The sequence below is a fragment of the Kolteria novifilia genome (genome assembly GCA_007748055.1).
Taxonomy (GTDB): domain Bacteria; phylum Planctomycetota; class Planctomycetia; order Kolteriales; family Kolteriaceae; genus Kolteria; species Kolteria novifilia.
This window is the reverse complement of record CP036279.1, coordinates 5,958,813-5,981,291: the sequence shown is the minus strand read 5'-3', so window position 1 is coordinate 5,981,291 and position 22,479 is coordinate 5,958,813. Positions and strand designations below refer to the sequence as shown.

The 22,479-nt window shown below is 62.4% G+C and carries 18 protein-coding genes; 9 read left to right on the top strand and 9 right to left on the bottom strand.

Annotated elements, in window-relative coordinates:
• Positions 1-296: 296 nt before the first annotated feature.
• The 3 genes from Pan216_RS21950 to Pan216_RS21940 all read right to left on the bottom strand — a co-directional run bounded on the left by Pan216_RS21950 (position 297) and on the right by Pan216_RS21940 (position 4,453).
• Entirely contained in the window at positions 297-821 is a 525-nt protein-coding gene (locus Pan216_RS21950) for a DUF2062 domain-containing protein (RefSeq protein WP_419192838.1), read from the bottom strand.
• Positions 822-1,754: 933 nt separating this feature from the next.
• Positions 1,755-2,762, bottom strand: coding sequence for an NAD-dependent epimerase/dehydratase family protein (locus Pan216_RS21945; RefSeq protein WP_145261400.1), 1,008 nt, complete (start codon positions 2,760-2,762; stop codon positions 1,755-1,757).
• Positions 2,759-4,453, bottom strand: coding sequence for a fatty acid CoA ligase family protein (locus tag Pan216_RS21940; RefSeq protein ID WP_419192837.1), 1,695 nt, complete (start codon positions 4,451-4,453; stop codon positions 2,759-2,761). The genes Pan216_RS21945 and Pan216_RS21940 overlap by 4 nt, the downstream gene beginning before the upstream one ends.
• A 171-nt stretch (positions 4,454-4,624) precedes the next feature.
• Between Pan216_RS21940 and Pan216_RS21935 the strand changes: the two genes are divergently transcribed.
• From Pan216_RS21935 to Pan216_RS21925, 3 genes are all read left to right on the top strand, one after another.
• Positions 4,625-5,014, top strand: coding sequence for a response regulator transcription factor (locus Pan216_RS21935; protein ID WP_145261398.1), 390 nt, complete (start codon positions 4,625-4,627; stop codon positions 5,012-5,014).
• A complete protein-coding gene (locus Pan216_RS21930) occupies positions 5,011-5,742 on the top strand; it encodes an RluA family pseudouridine synthase (protein ID WP_145261396.1) in 732 nt (243 codons plus the stop codon). Before Pan216_RS21935 ends, Pan216_RS21930 begins: the two co-directional genes overlap by 4 nt.
• 411 nt (positions 5,743-6,153) lie before the next feature.
• The gene (locus Pan216_RS21925) at positions 6,154-7,236 is read left to right on the top strand and encodes a hypothetical protein (protein ID WP_145261394.1); all 1,083 of its coding nucleotides are present in this window, start codon (positions 6,154-6,156) and stop codon (positions 7,234-7,236) included.
• Positions 7,237-7,398: 162 nt separating this feature from the next.
• Here the strand turns inward: Pan216_RS21925 and Pan216_RS21920 are convergent, their stop codons facing one another.
• From Pan216_RS21920 to Pan216_RS21910, 3 genes are all read right to left on the bottom strand, one after another.
• Positions 7,399-8,103 (bottom strand): RsmE family RNA methyltransferase, encoded by a 705-nt coding sequence (locus Pan216_RS21920; protein WP_145261392.1) that lies wholly within the window; start codon positions 8,101-8,103, stop codon positions 7,399-7,401.
• Entirely contained in the window at positions 8,100-8,786 is a 687-nt protein-coding gene (locus Pan216_RS21915; RefSeq protein ID WP_145261390.1) for an FHA domain-containing protein, read from the bottom strand. Before Pan216_RS21915 ends, Pan216_RS21920 begins: the two co-directional genes overlap by 4 nt.
• A gap of 311 nt (positions 8,787-9,097) precedes the next feature.
• Positions 9,098-11,179 carry a thioredoxin domain-containing protein gene (locus tag Pan216_RS21910; protein ID WP_145261388.1) on the bottom strand — a complete coding sequence of 694 codons (2,082 nt, stop codon included), beginning with the start codon at positions 11,177-11,179 and terminating at the stop codon, positions 9,098-9,100.
• A gap of 240 nt (positions 11,180-11,419) precedes the next feature.
• Between Pan216_RS21910 and Pan216_RS21905 the strand changes: the two genes are divergently transcribed.
• A complete protein-coding gene (locus tag Pan216_RS21905) occupies positions 11,420-11,803 on the top strand; it encodes a cupin domain-containing protein (protein WP_145261386.1) in 384 nt (127 codons plus the stop codon).
• Between the two features lie 61 nt (positions 11,804-11,864).
• On the opposite strand, the gene Pan216_RS21900 is transcribed toward Pan216_RS21905, so the two are convergent.
• Positions 11,865-13,475: a sodium:solute symporter family transporter gene (locus Pan216_RS21900; RefSeq protein WP_419192836.1), complete on the bottom strand. Its 1,611-nt coding sequence runs from the start codon at positions 13,473-13,475 to the stop codon at positions 11,865-11,867.
• Positions 13,476-13,654: 179 nt separating this feature from the next.
• Here Pan216_RS21900 and Pan216_RS21895 point away from each other — a divergent pair, with 179 nt between their 5' ends.
• Together Pan216_RS21895 and Pan216_RS21890 are read left to right on the top strand one after the other, a co-directional pair.
• The gene (locus tag Pan216_RS21895; RefSeq protein WP_145261382.1) at positions 13,655-14,137 is read left to right on the top strand and encodes a GNAT family N-acetyltransferase; all 483 of its coding nucleotides are present in this window, start codon (positions 13,655-13,657) and stop codon (positions 14,135-14,137) included.
• Between the two features lie 7 nt (positions 14,138-14,144).
• Positions 14,145-15,704 carry an SDR family NAD(P)-dependent oxidoreductase gene (locus tag Pan216_RS21890; RefSeq protein ID WP_145261380.1) on the top strand — a complete coding sequence of 520 codons (1,560 nt, stop codon included), beginning with the start codon at positions 14,145-14,147 and terminating at the stop codon, positions 15,702-15,704.
• A 371-nt stretch (positions 15,705-16,075) separates the two neighbouring features.
• Here Pan216_RS21890 and Pan216_RS28575 read toward each other — a convergent pair whose 3' ends face one another.
• The gene (locus Pan216_RS28575) at positions 16,076-16,252 is read right to left on the bottom strand and encodes a hypothetical protein (protein WP_419192835.1); all 177 of its coding nucleotides are present in this window, start codon (positions 16,250-16,252) and stop codon (positions 16,076-16,078) included.
• Positions 16,249-16,854, bottom strand: coding sequence for a hypothetical protein (locus Pan216_RS28570; protein WP_419192834.1), 606 nt, complete (start codon positions 16,852-16,854; stop codon positions 16,249-16,251). The genes Pan216_RS28575 and Pan216_RS28570 overlap by 4 nt, the downstream gene beginning before the upstream one ends.
• 291 nt (positions 16,855-17,145) lie before the next feature.
• Between Pan216_RS28570 and Pan216_RS21875 the strand changes: the two genes are divergently transcribed.
• The 3 genes from Pan216_RS21875 to recG are packed head-to-tail and all read left to right on the top strand — an operon-like array spanning position 17,146 to position 22,338.
• A complete protein-coding gene (locus tag Pan216_RS21875; protein ID WP_145261375.1) occupies positions 17,146-18,678 on the top strand; it encodes a hypothetical protein in 1,533 nt (510 codons plus the stop codon).
• Between the two features lie 58 nt (positions 18,679-18,736).
• A complete protein-coding gene (locus tag Pan216_RS21870) occupies positions 18,737-20,269 on the top strand; it encodes a hypothetical protein (protein ID WP_145261374.1) in 1,533 nt (510 codons plus the stop codon).
• A complete protein-coding gene (gene recG / locus Pan216_RS21865) occupies positions 20,266-22,338 on the top strand; it encodes an ATP-dependent DNA helicase RecG (protein WP_145261372.1) in 2,073 nt (690 codons plus the stop codon). Before Pan216_RS21870 ends, recG begins: the two co-directional genes overlap by 4 nt.
• The last annotated feature ends 141 nt before the right edge of the window (positions 22,339-22,479 follow it).

The following is a 22,479-nucleotide window of genomic DNA, read 5'->3' as shown; positions in this document are numbered from 1 at the left end:
GTCGCGCGTGCTCATACCGTTCTACGCGGATCGCTTCAACCGCAAGCTGCGCGAGCAAATGGGGAGGAGAGGGGATTCGGACTCTGGTACTCCCCCTTGTCCAAGGATTGATTCCTATGCTGTCCCTTGTCCAAGGATTGTTTCCTATGCTCCCCCTTGTCCAAGGGGGAGTTAGTGGGGGTCTTCTTGGTAAGGAAACACGGCAGCCGACCCCCCTCTTTCCCCCCTTGGACAAGGGGGGATGGAAGAGGCTTTCCCCTTGGACAAGGGGGGGAACAGGTCGGGACGTCGACCGGTCAGGCGGCAGTTTCGGACTTCGTCGCGGGATCGCAAAGGGGAACGTGGTGGCGGGCGCGATAACGACGCATCCCCCAGTAAATCCCCAGGTAGGTCAGCTTCGCCAAGATCAATCCAAGCAGGATGGAGCCCAGCCAGAGCGGCCAAAGGATCTCGAGGAACTTGACCGATGCCATGTCCAGATACTCGGCCCATGTCCGTTGATCGACGTAAATCAGCTCGGAGAACCACGCGCGCGTGATCATCTTGCTGCCCGTCAACCACGCTCCGACGGCGTAGTTGACGTAGTAGATGGGGATGGCGGTGTAGGGATTGCTGATCCAGACGGTCGCGACCGCGATGAGCTTGTTGGCCCGAAGCAGCCACGCGAAAAATGCCGCCAAAATCATCTGAACGCCCACCGTGGGAGTCCAAGCAATGAACATGCCGAGCGCACCACCCCATGCCATCTGGTGAGGGGTTTCGTCAGCATGGAGAATGCGCTGAATGAGATCGCGCACCTTCAGTTTGATCTTCTTGACCACGCCCTTAAGGCTCTCCACACCTGAGGAACGTTCGCAAGCGTTCGTGACCGGAACGCCGCTAGTGTCCGTCAATCGCCATATCTAGTCTATTCGACAAAATCGTCATAGCCGGAGTCACCGGTTTCATCGATCCAACGGACACGGTCTAGCTGGCGTATCCGTTCCGACCAAATCCCCCGGACCTCCCACGCTCACCAATCAAAGTGTTTCGCCTCGTTTCTCCCCGATGGGGAGCCGATTCGATTCTCCGAGGAGGAACTGCATCGATGGGTGGGCCGTCCGCCGCTCGTTATACAGAGCGAGAAGCTTTCGACTGGATCGTCGAACGACGGCGCGGCTACTCGTGCGTTCGCTCCTTGCCGGTGCCAGGGGCCGAGGGCGCTGTTTCCCCAGATCTCGCCACCATCGTTCTACGGCAGCTTCGAGAACACGCCTCTCATCTTAGCAAAGCTTCATTCTTGGAAGTCGCCCGGTCCGACGAATCCCTCATCGGCCAGTGGGAGCGACTTCAGTGTCGCAAGTATACACTCCTACTGCCCGACGCTGGCCAAGCCCCAACACTCGCCTCCTGCTACCCTCGTGTTCGCGTCTACGCTGGCTCTCTTGCCTCGCTCGCGACCGAGAAAGCGAAGACTTTCGACACATTGCTCGCCCTTTACCCCGAGCAAAGCGGAAGTCCCTTCACACTCAACGTGCGGGTGATTTCGCAACTCCTTCGTAAAAAAGGGGTTGCGATTCTTCATGCCAGCCTCGGTCGGGGAAGGTGGAACGCATCGTTGGCATGCGTGAAGGCGCTCGTGGCGAGAGAAGGGCTTGAGTTGATCGACCGGTACCCGTTGGGCGAATCTCGGGGAAGTCTCCTCGTCGTCCGGAAGGGGGCGGTGGCGTAAGTCGTTTGACGTATATAGGCAACGTTGTGCTGCGGTGCGTCGGCTACGATGCGGAGGTCTCTCGCAGCCAGTCAACCAGTTGCTTCATCCCGGTCTCGTTGTCGACTGCCGGTTCATAACCGAGGTCGCGGCGGGCGTTCTCGATGCTGAAGTAGTGATCGCCCGAGAGCTGGCTCGCCAGGAAGCGGGTCATGCGTGGTTCCTGCCGTAGACGGAGCGTCGCGTAGACCGCTTCCATCACTCCCCCGATCGTCGCCGCCGTGCGGTAGGAGATCGCCCGCCGGACAGGGGGCACGTCCAGGCGAGTCAGCAGATCGTTGATCCAGGTCCAGAGTTCCACCGGCGCTCCGTCGCTGATGAAGTAGGCCTTCCCGGCGACATCGGGATTGGAGTCGAGCGCGTCGGCCGCCAGCAGATGGGCATCGGCGGCGTTGTCGACGTAGGTCAGATCGACGCGATTGGTGCCGCTGCCGACGCGAACCAGGTTTCCCTCCTTGGCCCTGGAGACGACCCGTGGGATGAGATGGGCATCGCCCGGACCCCAGATGAGATGAGGTCGTAGCGACGCCGCCCGAAGCCTGTTGTCCCGCCCGGCCCGGAGAACCTTCTCCTCCGCGATCGCTTTAGTTCGGGAGTAGGCGCAGCCGAACCGCTCGGGGTAAGGGGCCGACTCGTTCCAACCCGCGATGTCGACCTTCCCCTTGGGGAAGACAACGCTGGGGGAGCTCGTGTAGACCAGACGCTCGACCCCGTGCTGCTGACACCCGGCGAGGACATTCTCCGTGCCGAGAATGTTCGTCCGTTCGAAGGAGGTTCTAGGCCCCCAAATTCCCGCCAACGCCGCGACGTGGAAGACGACCTCTCGTTCTTGACAGGCATCGGCGACGACCGCGGGATCGGCAAGATCCCCCCGGACCAGCTCGGCACCATCGCGAACGAGATCGGGATAGTCGCCGCGAGCGAAGACCCGCACTTCGTCGCCCCGGCGCAGGAGTTTGTTCACCAGGGCTCGTCCGAGGAAGCCTCCACCGCCGGTGACGAGTACCTTCATGAACGTTCCCGAAGTTGCTTGTCGGCCCAAAGGGCGAGTTTTTCGCGGAAGATCTTCGCGTTGTGGCGGATGTCGACGGGGAAGCTGCGATGGAACAGAAAGCGCCGGATCGCTCTGGTTTGGTCGTGATCGGTCCCAAAAGCGAGCAATTCGCCCCGAAAACGTTCGATCGCGACCGAATTCTTGGGAAAAGCTCCCTTGATCGGTTCGATGACGATGATTGGCTCCTGCTTGGGAGGCGACCCGATGCCGACCAGCGCGGAACGCCGGACGGAGGGATGGTTGTTGAAGACCGCCTCGCAGCGAACGGTGTGGAGCGTTCCATGAAGGGTTTCGACACGGTGGGCCTTGCGTCCACAGAACCAGAGTCGGCCTTCCTCATCGAGGTAGCCGAGGTCGCCCATCCGGTGCCAAACCTCGTCCCCATCGGCGATCTTGGCGAGCTTGGTCGAACCAGGCCGGTGATCGTATGTCTTGGTGACGACCGGGCCCTTGACGACGATCTCGCCGATGGTGCCATCGGGAACGATCAGATCCTCCGACCAGGTCTCGATCGGTTCGTCGCTCGTCCGAATGATGCGCAACGTGATGTTGGGAAAGGGTTTGCCGACGCAGGTGCCGTTGGCGTCGCGGGTCTTTTCCGCGGTCCGCTCAATCACTTCCAAGCTGTCGATCGAGGCGACCGGTAGGGCTTCGGTCGCGCCGTAGGGTGTGTAGGCCTTGCCGGAGCCGACGAGAATGGCTTGAGTACGCTCGAGTAGGTCGGGCGGGACGGGAGCACCCGCCATCAAGATCCGTCGGAGCGAGGGAAGTCGCTGTTCGCGGCTAATGCAATAACGACTGACGCGTTGCCAGATCGCCGGCGAGCCGAACGACTGGGTCGCGCCAAAGTCCTCGATGGCTTCGACGAACTTCGCGGGATCGACGTTCGCGGGTCGACGGGGATCCATGTCGGGAATGACCGTCGTCACTCCCATGGGGGCGTTGAAGAGGGCGAAGAGGGGGAAGCCGGCGACATCGACTTCGCCCGGCTCGATCCGGTAGTAATCACGCAGATGATCGACTTGCGCCCCAAACATGCCGTGCTCGTAGACGACCCCTTTCGGAATTCCCGTGCTGCCCGTCGTAAAGATAATCGCGGCGGTTTCGTCGGTGCTCGTCTCGGCTTGAGGGAAGGGTTTGGGGTCGCTTGGGAGCAGTTCCGACAAGGTCGGAGCGCCCGTGTGGCGGTAGCGCCCCACGCAAACCCTTTTGGTTAGTCGTGGAAAATGTTGGCGAAACAGGAACCGCATCCAGTGGGCCAAGGGGACCGCGACCATCGCCTCGGGTTCGACCTCACGTAAACACTGTAGGAGGCTTCCTCGTGCCATGCCGGGGTCGATCAGGACCGGAATCGAGCCGGTCTTGAAGAGAGCGAACGTCAGGCCGATGAATTCGAGTCCCGGGGGCACCATCAAGAGGGTGCGCGTCCCGCGGCCGATACCCGCCTTGGTCAGGGCGGCGGCGAAACGGTCACTTTCCCGGTCAAGCTGCTGAAAGGTCCAGTGGACGTAGCTCGTGCGACCGCTTCCGTCGCGACTCGCGGGGAAGACGACGGCGGGCTGGTACGGGCGTTCGGCGGCGACCCGGGGAAGATGCCCAGCGATGTTGAAGACCGGCTTGGTGGCCGGTGTCACGATGAAGTCGGACACGAAACCTTCATCAGGAATGGATGGTGGTGTTCGCAAAGAGGAACATGGTACAATTCTAGAAACGCGAGCAAAAGAGTTGATTCGAGCATCGGGTTGGGTACTCTCGTCATTCCCACCACCCAGTTGATGTGGTCTAACTCCCGCCTTTTGCTACGCAGGAGCGCATACGCGATGCCGCAGGATAAGCAAGGAAGAGAAAAGAACAGCCGCAGCAAGGTCCTCATCATCGATGATGACTACGAGATCGTTTCGTCGATCCGGACCGTGCTCGAAGCCAAGGGATATCGGATCGTCAGCGCCAGCGACGGCAATTCCGGACTCGCGGCCGCCGAGCGGGAGAACCCCGACTTGGTCATCGTCGACATGATGATGCCCAAGAAGAGCGGCTTTTTGGTCGTCGAGAAGATCAAGCGGTCGCCGACGCCGCCCCACATGATCATGATCACCGCCAACGAGGGAAGTCGTCACCGCGCCTATGCCGAGCTGCTCGGTGTCGACGCCTACCTGCGCAAGCCCTTCGCGATGGAGAAGCTCGTCGAGGAAGTCGAACGACTCACATGACTCTTCCGGTCCTGTACGAGGACAACCATCTGCTGGTGGTTCACAAAGAGGCCGGACTACTCGTTCAAGGAGATTCGTCCGGTCAGACCTGCCTGCTCGATCTCGCCAAGGACTACCGCAAACGCACCCGCTCGAAACCCGGCAACGTCTACATCGGTCTCGTGCATCGACTCGACCGCCTCGTCAGCGGCGTGGTCGTCCTTGCGCTGACCAGCAAGGCGGCCTCTCGACTCTCACGGCAGTTTCGCGAAAAGACCGTCGACAAACGCTACCTCGCCATCGTCGAGCGTCCCCGGGGATCGCGGGTCCCCAAGGATCGCGAAGGACATTGGGAGGACTCCCTCCTCGTCAGCCCCGAGGGGCGTGTCTCGGTCGAGACGCGATCGAAACAGGGCGATGAGCCGGCGGGGCGGTTGTCGCGGACTCGATGGGTTCGGCTTGAGGAGACGCCTCGCGAACTCCTGTTCGAACTTCTCCCCGAAACGGGACGCAAGCACCAATTGCGCATCGCTTGCGCGTCGCGCGGGATGCCCATCGTGGGAGATCGGCTCTACGGCAGCCGGCGCCCCTTTGGCGATTCGATCGCGCTGCATGCTCGCCAGATTGCGTTCGATCATCCCACGCGTGATGAGCGAATGAGTTTCGCGTGCCCTCCGCCAACATGCTGGAATCAGTTCTCGTTGTCGGCCCTCGACGCGTTCAATCATGTCGCCGTCGATCATTCGTAGGGTGGGCCTCGGCCCACGATTTGGGACTGGCTCACGTGGTCATTGTTGTCCATGAGGTCATGGTTTCGGTATCTCGAGAAGTTTTTGTGGTTCGGAGACGTTGCCCGAGACATCTTACGGCTTCGCCGCCCCTACCCATAGGACTTGGTAGCGGAGCAATCGGGGCGGTCCAGGGATGTGTGACGTGGGTCTTGAAGCAGCTTCCGAAGACGAGACGACTCCGAAACGTCGCGCTTGACGCGTCTGGAAAGCAACTTTAGGATTCAACACAGGTTGCAACCGGTACCGCTCCTTTGACGCAACCACCGCGTCACGGAAGGGGACGGTGCACCATCGGCCAGCAGTCGCCGTTGGGCCAAATCGTGTGTTGACGTTTCGTTTCGCTTCCGACTTCTTCCGAGGGACCATGCCATGCCGAGGATCACGCGCGTCATCAAAACCGCGCAAGTCGCGGGACTTGCCATCGCGATGTTCGGGATGGGGCTCTCGCCGGCTCAAGCGCAGCGACGACGATCGTCGGCTGAGAAAGCCGCTCCCAAGCTCAGCGCCGCGGAACTTTCCGCCGCCCAGAAGGGCAGCGAACCAATCAACGTTCTGACGCGCGACGGCGTCTACCTCACCGGTCGCTTCTGGAAGCCGGACGAATCCAACAAGGAAACGCCCGTCGTGATGCTCTTGCACATGCGGGGCCGGGACCAGAACGATTGGGCCCCCTACGCTCGCTACCTCTGTGACAAGGGCTTCGCGGTGGCGACCTTCGATTTTCGTGGCCACGGAGACAGCAAACAGGTCAATCCCGATCAGTATGTCAGCCCACGCGACGCCCTTCGCGGTATGCGTCGCCCCTCGAGCGACAATCGCGTCGAGCGCATCGACGAGGAGACCGAGTTCCGCAATGGCCGCGAACTCGCGATGCTCGTCAATGACATCGACGCCATCAAGGAATTCCTCATCGAGCAGAACAATGCCGGAAGGATTAACGTGCAGCGACTCGGGGTCGTCGCCGGCGGACCGATGGCGTCGGCGCTCGCGACTCATTTCGCCGCCCGGGAGTACGCCTCCGAGCGAGGTTGGGTCAAGACGGGGGGCGACTTGGCGACACTCATCCTGATCAGTCCGACGCTCAATTACAGCGGCCTGACGGCGGTTTCCGACTTCGACAAATCGAAGCGCGACGAGGAACGTCTGCCGGTCTTCATCGTCTCCAACGACGATCGTTCCGAGAAGAAGTCCGCCGATCAGCTCCGCCGCAAACTCTGGGTTCCGTTCCTCGGCAAGGGGGGCAAGGCCTCGGGACGCGATCGGCCCGAATCGGGCATGATGCTCGTCAAGAGTAAGAAATCGGGCTCCGATCTCTTCCGTCCGCCCGTCGAGAATGTCGACGAGCTTATTCACGGCTATCTTCACAACCGACTCGTCGACAAGCGCTCCTTTCAGTGGAGGCAGCGGACGAAGGAAGAGGATGCTGGCGGCGGCTTCGGCTCGCAGCGGTAAGCTGGGTCGCAAAGCCACTGATGGTTTACGGGCGGCCCCGCTTGCTTGTCAATCGGAGTGACTCAGCCACAAAATGCCCACGGCGAGCGTAGTCCTCTCTGCATGCGTGGGCATGGCACCCAAGAGGGCAAACACGAATCGCGTGAGCAACGAAGTCATCAGTCAGAACTGACCGGCGGAGATCCACGACGCGGCCGCGAGGGCGGCGGTCTCGATCCGCAAGACATGGCGGGCAATTCGTACCCGTTTCCAGCCGTGCTCGTCAGCAGCGGCTAATTCCTCATCGCTCCAGCCGCCTTCTGGACCGACCGCGACCACGCTCGGGCGAGAATCACCGATCGAGCTGATCTCCACGCCTTCCGGATCAAGCAGCCAACCAGCGTTCGACTCCGCGACGGTGAGCGAAAAGAGGTCGCCCAGGGCTCTTGGCTCGTCGATCTCCATCAGCCAATCGCGGCCACACTGCTTGCAGGCTTCGATGACGCCACGCCTGAGGCGGTCCTGCTTGTTGGCCGTCGCGGTTACCACCGCTCGTGAGGTCGCCAAGGGGGCTAGCCTGCCAACATCGAGTTCGGTGCACTTCTCCACGAGCCAGTTCGCCCGGTCTCCTTTGGGAAGAGCCACCGCCAACGTCCATGGGAACGGAGTTGGGGAAAGTGATGGTTCGCCCTGGATGGCGAGACTGGCCGAACGTCTGCCAAGATCGACGATTTCGGCTTGGACGCGCAAACCCCGCCCGTTGAAGAGCTCCACGATCGTGCCTGGACGGGCGCGGAGCACGTTGCGGATGTGGTGTAGTTCGTCACCTTCGAGCGTGAGCAGGCCGGTCGTCGGTTCGAGATCGCCGGCGAAGAGCCGACGGGTCATTCGAGCGTGGTGATGGAGGTATCGCTATTGGGTTGGCCGACACTGCGCGAATAGCGCGCGAGAATGAGCTGGGCGGCTTGAATCTGTTGCCAACTCAACCGTGGAAGCCTCGCTTCGTGCCCTTCCTTGGGAAGAGTCACGGGACGTGTCGCGGTGGCGAGGAAACGATGCAGATAGTCGAGCACTTCGGAGAGCTGGGCGGCTTGGGCAGGCGAGAGCTCTTCCGGAAGGGGCGGAGGATCGCGTTCGAAGATCTCGATATCTTCCGAACCGACCGCGACCGATCCCTGCGTGCCGCCACCGGCGAGCGTCTTGAATCCCCAAAAGGAGTTCGGGGCCTCGCGCTTCTGGTCGTTGGCCTGTTCCTGTCGCAGCAGATCGGCGACCTCGTCGAGATTGCCGAACATGAGAACCGAACGGCCAACGCTGACGCGATCCCCGGCTCGCAAGAGCCGAAGCTGGATCACCTCGCCATTGACACAGGTTCCGTTGGTGCTGTCCAGATCGGTCAGCACCACGCGACCGTCATCCTCTTGCACCTTGACGTGGTATCGGCTGATCCGCTCATCGTTGAGACGGATAGCGTTCCCCTCCTCCCGGCCGATTGTCACCGGAGTAGGAAGGTTCAGATAACTACGCCCTTTATCCACGCCATCGACGACATGGAAGGAGACGTATGCCATCGAATTCTCCCAAGAGCTTGTTCACGGCGGAGGAGGTTGGCTTGTCGAAACCACGTCGAGCCACAACAAAAGAGGAATGTTCGCGCCACTCGATGGAGCGGGACTGGTCCAGTCGTATCCACGGCGACAGGCTCACTCTCGCCGTCAGACTAGGCGCAAAACTCCTCTTTGAGGCTCTTTCCCTCTCCCAAAGCCTACGTTCAAATCGGCCACAATTCAATTGGGAGCCTCGTGAAACCGTGACGTGATTCCAAAAAGCTCGTCGACGCTCAGCATCTCATACGAGCGCGGCGGTCCTTTTTGATGGGAAGCTAGCTAGCGGAAGGGGCCGTCAACTCATCGAGGGCCTCCTTGGCGGCGACATGTCCGATCGCCGGTTGCTGACACGAAAAATCGCGACAAATGTACAGCGTCGGTTTGTCGTCGAGTGCCTGCTTCCCCTCCAAAAGTTTCACCAATGGTTGACCACCTTCCCCTGTCGGGTCCCAAAAGGCAATCACTTTGTTGGGAAGAAATCGGCCGTGGATCGAACGCAAGATCTCCTGGGACTCTTCCTCTAGCCCGTTCCCCGCGAGAGCCATTTCATACGTCGGACCGAGATGAACCCCGAGCGCGACGAGCATCTGTGCCGAGGCCATCGGGTACTTCTTCATCTGGTCGTGAAAGAGCCGCAGCGTTCGTTCGAGCTTCTCAACCAAGTCGCCGCGATCGGTCAGTTTCGCGAGGCGGGCGAGCGCCGTCGCCGCCATGCTGTTGCCAGAGGGAATCGCACCATCCTGCGGGTCCTTCCCCCGCGTGATCAGGCGTTCGTGGTCCTTCCCGGTGAAGAAGAAACCGCCCTCCTGGTCATCCCAGCACTGATCGACCATCTTGTCGACGAGGTCGAGCGACGCCTTGAGCCACTTGGCGTCGAACGTCGCCTCGTAGAGCGTGATCAGCCCGTTGGCGACGTAGGCGTAGTCCTCCAGGTAGGCGTTGAGCTTCGCCTGGCCATCCTTGTGCGTTCTCAGGAGCAGCCCCTCGGGCGTTCGCATTTGCTCGAGGACGAAGGTCGCCGCGGCGCCGGCCGCTTCAGCGTAGCGTGGGAGGTCGAGGACCGAGGCGGCCATCGCGAAGGCATCGATCATCATGCCGTTCCACGCGGTCAAGATCTTGTCGTCGCGTCCCGGAGCGATCCGCTCGGTTCGACGCTCGAAGAGGACCCGACGACACTCCGCCAAGATACTCTCGAGTTCGTCGACGGGAAGGTCGTGAAGTTTGGCGCATTCCTCAAGGGATCTGGGGAGATGTGGGATGTTGTTCCCCTCCCAGTTCCCCGCGGCCGTCACGTCGTAGCAGGAACAAAAGATCTCCGAACGCCGCGGATCGAGGGCCTCGTCGACCTCCGCTTTCGACCAGACGAAGAACTTGCCCTCAACCCCCTCGGAGTCGGCGTCGAGCGTGCTGTGAAAGCCCCCTTCCGGCGAGGTCATCTCGCGGAGGACGAAATCGAGGGTCGCGATCGTCGCCTCCTTGAAGATCTTCCGGCCGGTCGCTTGGTAGGCCTCGAGACACGCCAACGGAATCAGGGCGTTGTCGTAGAGCATTTTCTCGAAGTGAGGCACCAGCCAGCGCGCGTCGGTCGAGTAGCGATGAAAGCCGCCGCCCAACTGGTCGAAGATGCCCCCGCGGATCATGCGTTCGAGCGAGAAGGTGGCGAGTTGCTCGAAGTCGTCGTTGCCGGTGAGTTGGGCCGCCCGCAGCATCAAGCGATACTCGACCGAGTGCGGGAACTTCGGGGCTTGTCCGATGCCTCCCCAGGTGCGATCGAAGTAGCGCTGCAGTTCCCGCGCCGCGTTCTCGATCAAGTCGACCGAGAGTTCCCCGTCGATGGCGTTGAGTTGGGCGATGTCGTGGAGCCGAGCGACCATCTGGTCGGCGCTTTCGAGCACATCCTTCTGGCGGTTGACCCAGGCCTCGTTGACGGCGTGGAGGATCTCCTGAAAGGAGCGCATGCCGTGGCGCCGCTCGGGGGGGAAGTAGGTGCCGCCGAAGAAGGGCTTCAAGTCGGGAGTGAGCCAGACCGACATTGGCCAGCCGCCGTGGCGGGTCATCAACTGCACCGCGTTCATGTAGATCTGATCGAGGTCGGGGCGTTCCTCGCGGTCGACCTTGATGTTGACGAAGAGGTCGTTCATGACCTTGGCGGTTTCGGGATCCTCGAAGCTTTCTCTCTCCATGACGTGGCACCAGTGGCACGCGGAGTAGCCGATCGAGAGGAAGATCGGACGCTGCTCGGCGCGGGCCTTCTCCAGGGCCTCTGATCCCCAGGGGAACCAATCGACGGGGTTGTGGGCGTGTTGCAACAGGTAGGGGCTCGTCTCGTGCGCGAGTCGGTTGCCGGTGGCCGTCATGCTCTTCATCCTTTGGGTCGCGAGGTGTCCGGAGGCCCTCGGTCGAGTTCACTGACATAGGGATGACATCGGATGGCGCGCGGGCGATTCGCGTCGTCGAGCGGTTCCCAACCCCATATACTAGTCAGCATAGGCGGCGGCGAGTCGTTTCGTCTCGATCGGGCTTGTCTCGATCGGGCTTGTCTCGAGAGGTCGCGGAGCGCGTCGCGTGACCGCCGTCACGAAGGGGAGGGCACCACCATGTCGGAAACCAAGCGTGCGCTCGCGCCAGCCTTCGCCGATTTCGCCGAGATCGATCCGGTGCGCTGTCCCTGCGGCTGGGCTTCTCGGGCGTTGACCGACGTACCTGGAGCACCTGTCTCCATCCACCGGGTGGAGATCGACCACGAGGCTCGGGTTCACTATCACCGTCGGCAGACGGAGACCTACTATTTCCTCGAATGCGACGGCGGCGCCGAGGTCGAACTCGACGGCCGTAGCGTCCCGGTTCGCGCGGGCATGGTCGTCATGATCCCCCCCGGCGTGCGGCATCGCGCGGTCGGTAAGATGACGATTCTCAATGTCGTCTCGCCGCCGTTCGATCCCGCGGACGAATGGTTCGACGACGAGGACGGGCTCGCTTGAGAACGCGTGGTCGCGGTGCTCGTCCACGGCTCGCCGGATGCGCCTGTGGGCCGCGAACCTGTCAACGGGTCGCCGTCCAAACGACGAAGAGGACGATCACCACGATGAAATACCCGACGAGGGACAAGTAAACCGGAAGCCAGGGGCGTTCCTTTTGCAACGCCCCCGTTCCGGCAAGGGTGTACTTGGCCGTTTGCTCCTCGCTGGCCCTTCCGCAGAAGGGGGCCACGGCGTACGCGGCTCCCACCGAGAGCGCGCACCCGGTCACGTTCCACCACATCCAGAAGATTTGGTGTTCCAGTGCGAGCCACAAGAAGACGTTCAGCCCCAACCCCGCGCCGACGCCGATTAGGACCGCCGGGCCGGTAACTCGTCTAGAAAGAACCCCCAGCAGAAACGCCGCCAGCAGCGGTCCGTAGAAGACCGAGCCGATCTTGTTGACGATCTCCACCAGCGTGTCGCGCCCATCCATCTGGCTAATCCAGAGTGCCATCAGGGTGATGATCACCCCCCAGATCACCGTGACGACCTTGCTGAGAAAGAGCGTCTTGCGATCGTCGAGCTTGACCCATTGCTCGATGAAATCGCGCATCGTCACCGCCGAGATCGAGTTGATCGACGAGTCGAGACTACTCATCGCCGCCGCGAGAATCGCCGCGAAAATGACCGATCGCAGTCCCGGCGGAATCTGCTCCATCACGTAGACCGGCACGAAGAAGTTCGGGTCGCCGCGCTCGGCGATCGCTTGATTGATCAGCTCCTGCAGTTCGAGATTGTGGGTGTAGGCTCCCCAAAGGGCCATCCCCAGCAGCAGGTAGAGGCACGTCAACGGAAGTCGCAAAAAGCCGTTCATCACCAGCGACAGTCGCGTCTCGTCGGGGTTCTTCGTCGACAGGGCTCGCTGGACTTGGCTCTGATCGACGCCGTAGTAGGAGACGTAGAGCACCAGCCCGCCGAAGAGGAATCCCCAGAACGCGGTCGAGGATCCGTCCCCGAAGCCGTGGTGAGGATCGATGATCGCGGTCCGTTCCGTCGGAAAGTGTGTGAAAAGTTCGCTCCAACCGCCCACTTCCACCACCGCGTAGCCGACACAGATACCCAGCCCCGCGATCAGGATCACCATTTGGATGACGTCGGACCAAACGACTGCCGCGATGCCGCCGATCGTGTCGTAGATGAGGATCGCCACCCCGAGCAGGATGATGGTCTGCTCCATGTCGAGGTCGAGGCAGACCGACAGCACGATCGACGCTCCGTAGAGCCCCGCCCCCGTCCCCAGCGAACGGCTCAGCAGAAAGAGGGCACTGAGCGCCCGCCGCGTCAGCGCGTCGAAGCGAAACTCGAGGTACTCGTAGACGCTGACCAGTTCCAGCTTGCGAAAGAAGGGCAGTAGCAGCAGAGCCACCAGTGCGATCGCAAGCGGCACCGCCAGTTCATACTGAAGCCAGTTCCAACCACCACCCTGCTTGAGCGCCACCCAGGAGGGAATACCGACGAAACTGTTGCTCGAGGTTTGTGTCGCCATCGTCGAGATGCCGATCGCCAGCCAGGGCAGGTTGCGGCCACCGACGTAGTAGTCTTCATTGTTCGACTGGCCACGGCTGAGGTAGACGCTCAGTCCGATCATCGAGCCCAAGTACGCGAGAATGACCACCCAGTCGATTGGCTGCATGATGCGTCTGTTGCTCCTGGTGGTTTCATGGTTGCCGCCACTGGTGCCCATTTGGCGGAGGCCATGGTTTCCTCTCCGACCGACATCGTCCTCGTGCCAGCGCCGAGTCCGGTCCCCCTTCGCGACAGGATGAACCGGAAGTCGCGATCCGGCAACACCAGCTTTCTATGTTGAAGGGCATGAACACGTTGACGCTCGAATGGATCGACAGGCCGGAATGCTTGCGGCACGCTCTCGCGATTCGCCGCGAGGTCTTTATCGCCGAGCAAGCGGTTCCCGAAGAGATCGAAATCGACGAGCACGATGCCGCGCCGCTGACGTCGTCGCGCGTTCGCCACGCCCTGGCGTCGATCCTAGGAAATCCGGCCGGGACGGCACGAATGCTTCTGCCATCCGACCAAGATCAGCTCGTTCGCGTCGGTCGCGTCGCGGTCCGGCAGCCCCATCGGGGGCAAGGCTTGGGCACGGCCCTGATGCGCTTCGCGCAGGACGAAGCACGGGGACTCGGCTATTCGGGCGTCACCGTCGCCGCTCAAGTCATCGTGCGCGACTTCTACGAACGTCTTGGCTACGTCCCTCGCGGAGAGGTCTTCGTGGAGGCGGACATCGATCATCTCTGGATGGATCTGCGTTTTGACGGCGACCGGGGCTCTCGAGAGTGAGCGATTGATGGCCAGGCGCACCGTCCTGATCACGGGAGGAACCGACGGGATCGGACTCGCGCTGGCGAGGCTCTACGCGTCGGCGGGGGAACGGACGATTGTCGTCGGCCGCCGAAGCGCCGAGGAGGTCCTTGAACGACTTCCACCGCGGGTCCTCTACTGCCAAGCCGATCTCGCACGTCCCGACGCCCCGGAAGTTGTCGAGGCCTTTCTTGTCGAACACGACATCGAGCATCTCGACATCCTTCTCCACAATGCCGGCACCGGCTGGTTCGGGCGGCCGGAGGAACAGTCGGCCTCGTCGATCGACGAGGTGATCGACGTCAACCTCTGGACGCCGATCGCCCTGACGCACGAGCTACTGCCTCATCTCTCGGCCGCGAAGGGCAAGCTTGTCTTCGTAACGTCGATGGTCACGGAACTACCCTCGCCGGAATTCACCGTTTACGCCGCGACCAAGGCGGGGCTCGAGGGATTCGCCCGAAGTCTGCGGATCGAGCTTCAGGGCGAGGTCAGCGTTCACGTCGTCCGCCCAGGCGCGACGCGGACGGGGCTTCACGCGAAGGTCGGTCTCACCAGCGAAGCCGCGCGTCGTCGGGTCTTCGCCCCTGCCGACGAGGTCGCTCAGGGTATCGCTCGCGCGGTCGATCGAGGGCTACCTTGGGCCACGATCGGGATGGTCAATCGGCTGGTTTCGTGCCTCGGACGTTATGGCGAGGACGTGCTCGATCCGTTGCTTCGCTTCGGCCGTCGACCTTGGGGGCGGTCTCGTCGAGAGCCGCGCAAGATCGTTGTCACCGGGGCCGCGGATGGCATCGGGCGGGCGCTTGCCCATCAGTACGTGTCGATGGGACGCGTCGTCTTCGGTATTGACGTCGACGCGGACAAGGGGGCTCGGACGCGCGCGGCGTTGAATAAGCTACCGGGCCATTTCGAGTTTTTGCGCGCCGACTTGGCCGCTCGCGAGACCTATCCGACGATCGCTGGCTGGCTCGAAGAGAAGGGGCCCTTCGACATCGTCATTCACAACGCTGGGATCAACGACGTCGGCCCCTTTCGCGACGCGGATCTCGCCACGCAGCGTCGGCTCTTGGAGGTCAATTTGCGGGCGCCGTTGCACCTGAGCGCCGACTTGCTCGCCAACGAAACGATCTCGGCGCACGGGTCGCTCGTTTACCTATCGTCGCTTTCTCGCTACGTCAGCTATCCGGGAGCCGCGGTCTATGCCGCCACCAAGGACGCCCTTGCCGCTTACGCTCGTGGGCTCTCCATCACCGCGGCCGAACGCGATATCGCCGTGCTCACCGTCTTTCCAGGCCCCACGCGCACCGAGCACGCTCGTCGCCACAGTCCCGACAACAGGACCGAAGGCAAGCGGATGGCTCCCGACGAACTCGCCAAGTCGATCGTCACCGCGATCTCCGCGCGACGCAGTCATCTCGTCCCGGGGCTCGGCAACGCCGCGATCGCCTGGTTGGGACACTGCTTCCCGAGCCTTCCCGAACGAATCATGAAACGCGCGATTTGGGAAAAGGTTCGCGAGAGCGATCCGACGGGCAGGTCTTGACCCACCATTCGTAGGCGCACTCCCGTAGGGCAGGCCATCTGCCTGCCACGTACCACCGGCGGTTCGCTTCACACGGACTTCCGGATCTCCGCCGGGGTCGCTTGGCGTTTGATCGCGTCATCCGAGACTTCTTGCGGCTTGCGCCGCACCGGTAGCGAAGCAACCGGTGCTCGCCAAAGAGTTGGTAGCGAAGCAACCGGCGGTAGCAGTTCCCGTAGGGCAGGCCATCTGCCTGCCACGTACCACCGGCGGCTCGCTTCACACGGACTTCCGGATCTCCGCCGGGGTTGCTTGGCGTTTGATCGCGTCATCCGAGACTTCTTGCGGCTTGCGCCGCACCGGTAGCGAAGCAACCGGTGCTTCCCAAGGAGCTAGTAGCGAGGCAACCGGTGCTCGCCAAAGAGTTGGTAGCGAAGCAACCGGTGCTCGCCAAAGAGTTGGTAGCGAAGCAACCGGTGCTCGCCAAAGAGTTGGTAGCGAAGCAACCGGCGGTAGCCAAAGAGTTGGTAGCGAAGCAACCGGTGGTAGCCATAGAGAGGTCGGTTCAAAAGTCGTAGTCGACGGTTACCCGCCCATCTTTGTGGAAGTCGATCTCGATCTCGCAGCCGTGACCGTACTCGAGCTCGATCTCCTTTCGACCGTAGTCGATGTCGCGGAGGCCGTGCGCGGGGATGTCGATCGTGAAGCAGATGCCGGAATAGGGTTGCTTGAAGGTGAAAGGCCGCATCGGCATGAACGGCTTGTCTCCCTTGAAGCGGATTGGGGGCTTCTCTTTCCGCTCGTCGATCACCAGGTTTGCGGTGGCGGGCGGCCCGACAAGAAGGCCGCCGGCGGCGGGAGCGCCAACGATCACTGGGGCACCATACTCGGCGGGTACGCCAACGAGCGGTTGCGGGGCGGGCCCCGCGGGAGCGACTTGGATCTCCTGCCTCAACGAGTCGAGCACGGGATCGGGAGCCTGTTGATCCGGCGACCACGGCACGAAGGTGCTGCGTGGGGGCCGGCCCATCGCGGGAGCCAACACCGGGCGGACGACCGGCGGCGACTGCGCGACATGGTCTTGTGGGAAGATGATCGGCTCTTCCGCGGAGGATGTCGCCGAAACGACGAAGGCGGCGACGAGACTCGGGGCGAAACGGCGGCTGAACATGGCTCCTCCGCGAGGGCGAGGGTCGAACGATACGGGCGGGCGAGGAGAGAACGCGGCGAACGCCTTCCATCTGGGAACGGACCTCCCAACCATCAACAATCGTGCGTTCTAGATCGAGCGATTCAAATCGTTCTCGCTCGATTGTCAGCGATTGAAACAACTTTGGTTCCGGCAATAGCGATTTCACCGACGACACGGACAAAATCCCGATTCGTCCCGGCAGCCCGGTTCGGATAGGCTAGGTTCTCGTATCGGTCGCGGTCTACCCAATCGGCTCGGTGATGAGGGGCGATGAGCAACACGTCGAAATCTTCCTGGTTTGCCCTGGGTATTCCCGACATCCTCTTCCTCATCCTGGTCTTGGGAATCGTTCAGCGCTCCCAGTTTGGGATGCTCGACGATCCGGGGCTCGGCTGGCACCTGCGCAACGTCGATGCCATGTGGCAGCAGGGGGGCTGGCTCATGGAAGACCCTTTCTCGGGGCCGCGGGCCGGAGCCGCTTGGCGGACCAATCAATGGCTTGGCGACCTCGTCCTACGCCTCGGCGAAGCTTGGGGCGGCAAGGAAGGGATCGCCGCGGTCATGACGCTGTTCCTCGCGTTCATGTACCGGATCCTCTACGGGATCTTTCGTTCGGACGGCCTCTCCTGGCCCGCGGCCTTGTTCTGGACCTTTTGGGGCGTCATGGCGACCGCGCTGAGTTGGGGGGCCAGGCCGAACGTCGCGTCGCTTCTCTTCCTGATGCTTCTCGTCCGCGCCTGCAATCTTTTCCACGAGGGTCGCATCAGTAGACGCCGCATGTTCTGGCTGGTGCCCCTGATGACGCTCTGGGCCAACACGCACGGCGGTTTCGTCGCCGGACTGGTGACGCTCGCCGCCACCGCATTGATCGAACTGGGCATCGGCGTCCTGGCTCCCGAACCGGAGCAGCGAAGCGGCGGGATCGCGCGATTCGTCTTTCTCGTCATCCTGTTTCCCGCGTGCGTCGCGGCGACGTTGATCAACCCGTACGGCTGGGGGCTCTACCCGTGGATCTTTCAACTCCTCGGCGATCCCTTCTTCATGGGGTTACATACCGAGTGGAAGTCCCCCGACTTTCACGCGACCGGCGCGTTTCGCTACGAGTCGTTGATGCTCGCATTGCCGGTCCTGCTGACATTCAGCCGTCGCCGCGTGAACGCGCTGGAACTGGCGCTATGCCTCTTGTGGCTTCACTTCGCCCTGTCGGGTCGACGCTACGTCGCTCTTTGGGTGCTGGTTTCCATTCCGATGATGGCTCGCTTGAGTCTCGAGCTTCCCTTTTGGAAGCGACTCGGCGAGCGGTTTCCGATCTCCAGCGACCTGGCAGCTCTGTTGGCGAAACCGCCGAGCCGGCCCGCTCCCTTCTTCTGGAGCCTGGTCATCGCGGTCGTCTTTCTCGGTTGGGCACGGCTGACGGACGACTACGCCGCGCACAACCAGAAACGCATCCCCACGCAAACGCTCGATTGGTTGACCGAACACCACGGCGAGAAGACGATCCTGCACCACTACAACTGGGGAGGCTACGTCACCTGGTCGGGTTGGCCGGAGACCAAGAACTGGATCGATGATCGCAACGAGGTGCAGGGCGAGGAGCACGTGAAGGACTACTTCTCGTTGCTCGACGCGGCTCCCGGTTGGGAGGAACAACTCGTTCGGGGAGGGGTCGAGATTGTCTGTCTGCCCCGCGACACGCCCTTGGTGAGTCGCTTGCTCGAACATCCGGACTGGAGCATCATTCACGAGGGCAAATACGCCGTCGTGCTCGAGCGAAAGAAGCGGGAAGAGACGCCCGACAACTGATCACCGATGCGGGGAACCTGGACTCGGACGCGAGGCGGAGTTCCTTGGGCGAGGGACCATGAGCGATGTCGTGAAACGAACTTGGTACGCCCTTTCGATCGCCGATGTGCTGTTCCTCGTGCTGATCGCGGGGATAATGCCGCGCGCGAAGAACGGCATGCTCGATGATCCGGGGCTCGGTTGGCACCTTCGCAACATCGACGCGATGATCGCACAGGGCGGCTGGCTCTCTGAGGATCCCTTTTCCGGCCCACGGCGTGGAGCCCCTTGGCGAACGAATCAGTGGATCGGTGACCTCGTCCTCCGCTTTGGGGAGGCTTGGGGAGGCAAGGAAGGCATCGCCGTGGTGGTGACGCTCGTCCTCGCCTTCACGTTCCGCTTGCTTTACGGAATGCTTCGCGTCGATGGGGTTCCGTGGCCGGCGGCCGCGGGGTGGACCGTTTGGGCCGCGACCGCGACCGCGATGAGTTGGGCCGCGCGTCCCAATGTCGCGTCGCTACTCTTCATCATGCTCGTCGCACGGGCATGTGTCGGGTTTCACGAGGGCCGCTACTCGCAGCGACGCATGCTTTGGCTCATGCCGCTGATGATGCTCTGGGCCAACACGCACGGCGGCTTCGCGGCGGGGCTACTCACCATGGTCGGGGCGGGAGTCATCGAACTTGGGATCGCGCTGCTGACTTCGAACGCCGAGACTCGGCAAGCGGCTCGATCGCGGGTGCTCGTTTGGGCCTACCTCTTTCCCGGCTGTGTGCTCGCGACGTGCCTGAACCCGTACGGCTGGACACTCTACACGTGGGTCTTCAAGCTGTTGGGAAATTCGTACTTCCTCAGCTTGCACACCGAATGGTTCTCGCCGGACTTCAAGGCTCCGGGCGGGATTCGCTACGAACTGCTCATGCTCGCGGTTCCGCTGCTTCTCGCGGTGAGCCGACGTCGTCCGAACTTGGTTGAGCTTGGGCTCTCGCTTCTTTGGCTACACTACGCCTTGAGCTCGCGGCGCTTCGTCGGCCTTTGGGTACTCGTGGTGGTGCCGATGCTCGCTCGCTTGTGCCTCGACGTCCCAGTCCTTAGAGATTGGGCTTCGCGCGTTTCACTTTCCGAGGGGCTGAGGCAACTCCTCGCCGGCTCGTCGTCGCGCCCGAGGCCGTTTCTTTGGAGCGTCGCGATCGGGGTGGGCCTTCTCGGCTGGGCACGCGTGACCGACGACTACGCGGGGCACAATCCAAGAAAGATTCCCGATCGGGCGCTCGGATGGCTCATCGAGCATCGTCCCGGTAAAACGATTCTTCACGACTACAACTGGGGCGGCTATGTGACGTGGCTCGGTTGGCCCGAGACGCTCAACTGGATCGACGATCGCACCGAGGTGCAGGGGCGCGAACACATCGAGGAATATTTCTCGCTGGCCAATGCGGTCCCCGGTTCGGAGACGATTCTCGACGAAAGAGGGGTCGAAATCGTCTGTTTTCGGCCGAAAACGCCCCTGATCAGCCGCTTGCTGGACCATCCCGACTGGGAGATGATCTACGAGGACGACGTTGCCGTGATTCTCGAACGACGGATCTCCAGCGAGCCCGCGAAGCCATGAGCGAGTCGGGCAAAAATCCGCTGGCCGAGAGTGTACAATGGGTGAAAGGGATCGGTCCCCAACGGGCCGAACTCCTCGTGCGGCTGGGCGTTCGCACCGTCGAGGATCTCCTCTACCTGCTGCCTCGCGACTATCGCGATTTGCGGCAGATCAGCTCCGTCGCGGATCTCACCGGCGATGGCGAACAGGTCGTCGAGGTCACGCTCGATCGGGCCGAGGTTCGCTATTCCCGCACCGGCAAGGAGTGGGTCGAGGCCCATTTCGCCGACCGCAGCGGCTGGCTGAAGGTTCAGTGGTTCCACCGTCCTGACATCGTCGACATGCTCTCCGGAGAGCAACGCTACCGACTGACGGGCAAGTGCCGTTTCCGCGATGGCCGGCGGATGATGTCCAACCCGCGGATCGAGCCGATGGGCGATTCCGAGGAGCCGACCACCCCCGGCATCGAGCCAGTCTACCCGCTGACCGAAGGGCTCCGCCCCGAGCGCTTGCGGGAGGCGATCGCGTGGTGTTTAGAGCGCTTTTCGGACGAGTTTGAGGACGTTTTGCCCGAAAAGGCGCTCAAAAAGCATCGTTTTCTGTCCATTTCGGAGTCAATTCGGGCCATTCACGCCCCCAATACGATCGAAGAGGCCCATCGCGGGCGGCAACAACTCGCCTACGAGGAGTTCCTCGTCCTCCAGGTCGCGCTCGCCCTCAAACGCAAGTCGCGGCAGCGTCGGCCATGCCCCAACGTCCCCGTCTCGCCCCAGGTCGATGCGCGGATTCGCAGGCTATTGCCCTTCCAGCTCACCCCCGACCAGGACCGCGCTGTCGCCGACATCGTTGGAGACCTTGCCGGTACGGCCCCGATGAACCGGCTCTTGCAGGGGGACGTCGGGTCGGGGAAGACGGCGGTCGCGATCTATGCCCTCTTGGCCAGCGTCGCCGCGGGGTACCAAGTCGCGCTGATGGCCCCGACGGAAATCCTTGCACGACAACATTTTCGGACGCTCGACGGGTATCTCTCGGAGAGCCGAGTCCGCCGTCGGCTGCTGACGGGCTCCCTGCCGGCGGGAGAACGAGGAGCGATCCTCGAGAAACTGCACGAGGGGGAAGTCGACCTCGTTGTCGGAACGCATGCTCTTCTGAGTAAAGATGTTACGTTTTCGAAGCTCGGCCTTGTGGTGATCGATGAGCAGCACAAGTTCGGCGTGCGACAACGGGCGGCGTTCGATGAATTGGAGCCTCAGCCGCACCGCTTGGTGATGACCGCGACGCCGATCCCGCGATCATTGGCGATGACGTGGTTCGGAGATCTCGACCTTTCGATCATCCGCTCCCGACCACCGGGACGCGGCGAGACCGAGACCTACCTCGTCCCCGCCGACGCGCGCGATCGAGCCTACGGGCACCTCGAAAAACAGCTCCGTATGGGGCAGCAGGCCATGGTGGTCTCGCCGCGGATCGAGAGCGAGGAGGAAGAGACCCGCGACCTCGCGTCACTCGAATCGGAACTCGCTGCCCGGTTCGCCGACATCCCGCTGGGCGTCGTTCATGGGAAGATGGCCGACAAGGATCGCGACGGCATCCTGCGCCGGTTCCGCAAGGGCGATCTGCGGCTGCTGCTCAGCACGGTGATCATCGAGGTCGGCCTCGACATTCCCAACGCGAACGTCATCGTGATCGAGCATGCCGAGCGCTTCGGCTTGAGCCAGCTTCATCAAATCCGCGGCCGGGTCGGACGGGGCCAGCAGAAGGGAATCTGCCTGCTTATCGACGCCAGCGAGGACGAAGAGACGACCGCGCGGCTGCGAGACTTCGCCGACACCAACGACGGTTTCCGCATCGCCGAGCTTGACGCCCAGCGCCGTGGCATCGGCGACCCGGTCGGAGCCCGCCAGCACGGGTTCCTCGGCTGCCGCGTCGGCGACTTTCTCCGCGATCGCGCGATCCTCGAGCGTGCCCGCGGCGACGCCCGCAAGCTCATCGACCACGACCCCTCCCTCTCCGACCCCGCCTGGGCCATCCTCCGCCGCACCGTCCTCCAGCGTTACGGCAAGACGTTGTCATTGGCGCTGGTGGGCTGAGGCCTGTAGGTGATCTCTCACAACGTAGGGTGGGTCTTGACCCACACCACTCTTGTCTCGGAGGCTCTTGGCGAGCCAACTCTCGCTCCGTTCGCCTCTGCGAGTATTCAATCGTTTTGGCGCCGATGGCTTGTGCAGAGA

Excerpts from the sequence above, each read along its gene's own strand:
- Pan216_RS21945 (WP_145261400.1), bottom strand. The coding sequence starts at position 2,762 with ATGAAGGTACTCGTCACCGGCGGTGGAGGCTTCCTCGGACGAGCCCTG.
- Pan216_RS21935 (WP_145261398.1), top strand. The coding sequence starts at position 4,625 with ATGCCGCAGGATAAGCAAGGAAGAGAAAAGAACAGCCGCAGCAAGGTC.
- Pan216_RS21930 (WP_145261396.1), top strand. The coding sequence starts at position 5,011 with ATGACTCTTCCGGTCCTGTACGAGGACAACCATCTGCTGGTGGTTCAC.
- Pan216_RS21925 (WP_145261394.1), top strand. The coding sequence starts at position 6,154 with ATGCCGAGGATCACGCGCGTCATCAAAACCGCGCAAGTCGCGGGACTT.
- Pan216_RS21920 (WP_145261392.1), bottom strand. The coding sequence starts at position 8,103 with ATGACCCGTCGGCTCTTCGCCGGCGATCTCGAACCGACGACCGGCCTG.
- Pan216_RS21915 (WP_145261390.1), bottom strand. The coding sequence starts at position 8,786 with ATGGCATACGTCTCCTTCCATGTCGTCGATGGCGTGGATAAAGGGCGT.
- Pan216_RS21910 (WP_145261388.1), bottom strand. The coding sequence starts at position 11,179 with ATGACGGCCACCGGCAACCGACTCGCGCACGAGACGAGCCCCTACCTG.
- Pan216_RS21905 (WP_145261386.1), top strand. The coding sequence starts at position 11,420 with ATGTCGGAAACCAAGCGTGCGCTCGCGCCAGCCTTCGCCGATTTCGCC.
- Pan216_RS21900 (WP_419192836.1), bottom strand. The coding sequence starts at position 13,475 with ATGCAGCCAATCGACTGGGTGGTCATTCTCGCGTACTTGGGCTCGATG.
- Pan216_RS21895 (WP_145261382.1), top strand. The coding sequence starts at position 13,655 with ATGAACACGTTGACGCTCGAATGGATCGACAGGCCGGAATGCTTGCGG.
- Pan216_RS21890 (WP_145261380.1), top strand. The coding sequence starts at position 14,145 with ATGGCCAGGCGCACCGTCCTGATCACGGGAGGAACCGACGGGATCGGA.
- Pan216_RS28570 (WP_419192834.1), bottom strand. The coding sequence starts at position 16,854 with ATGTTCAGCCGCCGTTTCGCCCCGAGTCTCGTCGCCGCCTTCGTCGTT.
- Pan216_RS21875 (WP_145261375.1), top strand. The coding sequence starts at position 17,146 with ATGAGCAACACGTCGAAATCTTCCTGGTTTGCCCTGGGTATTCCCGAC.
- Pan216_RS21870 (WP_145261374.1), top strand. The coding sequence starts at position 18,737 with ATGAGCGATGTCGTGAAACGAACTTGGTACGCCCTTTCGATCGCCGAT.
- recG (WP_145261372.1), top strand. The coding sequence starts at position 20,266 with ATGAGCGAGTCGGGCAAAAATCCGCTGGCCGAGAGTGTACAATGGGTG.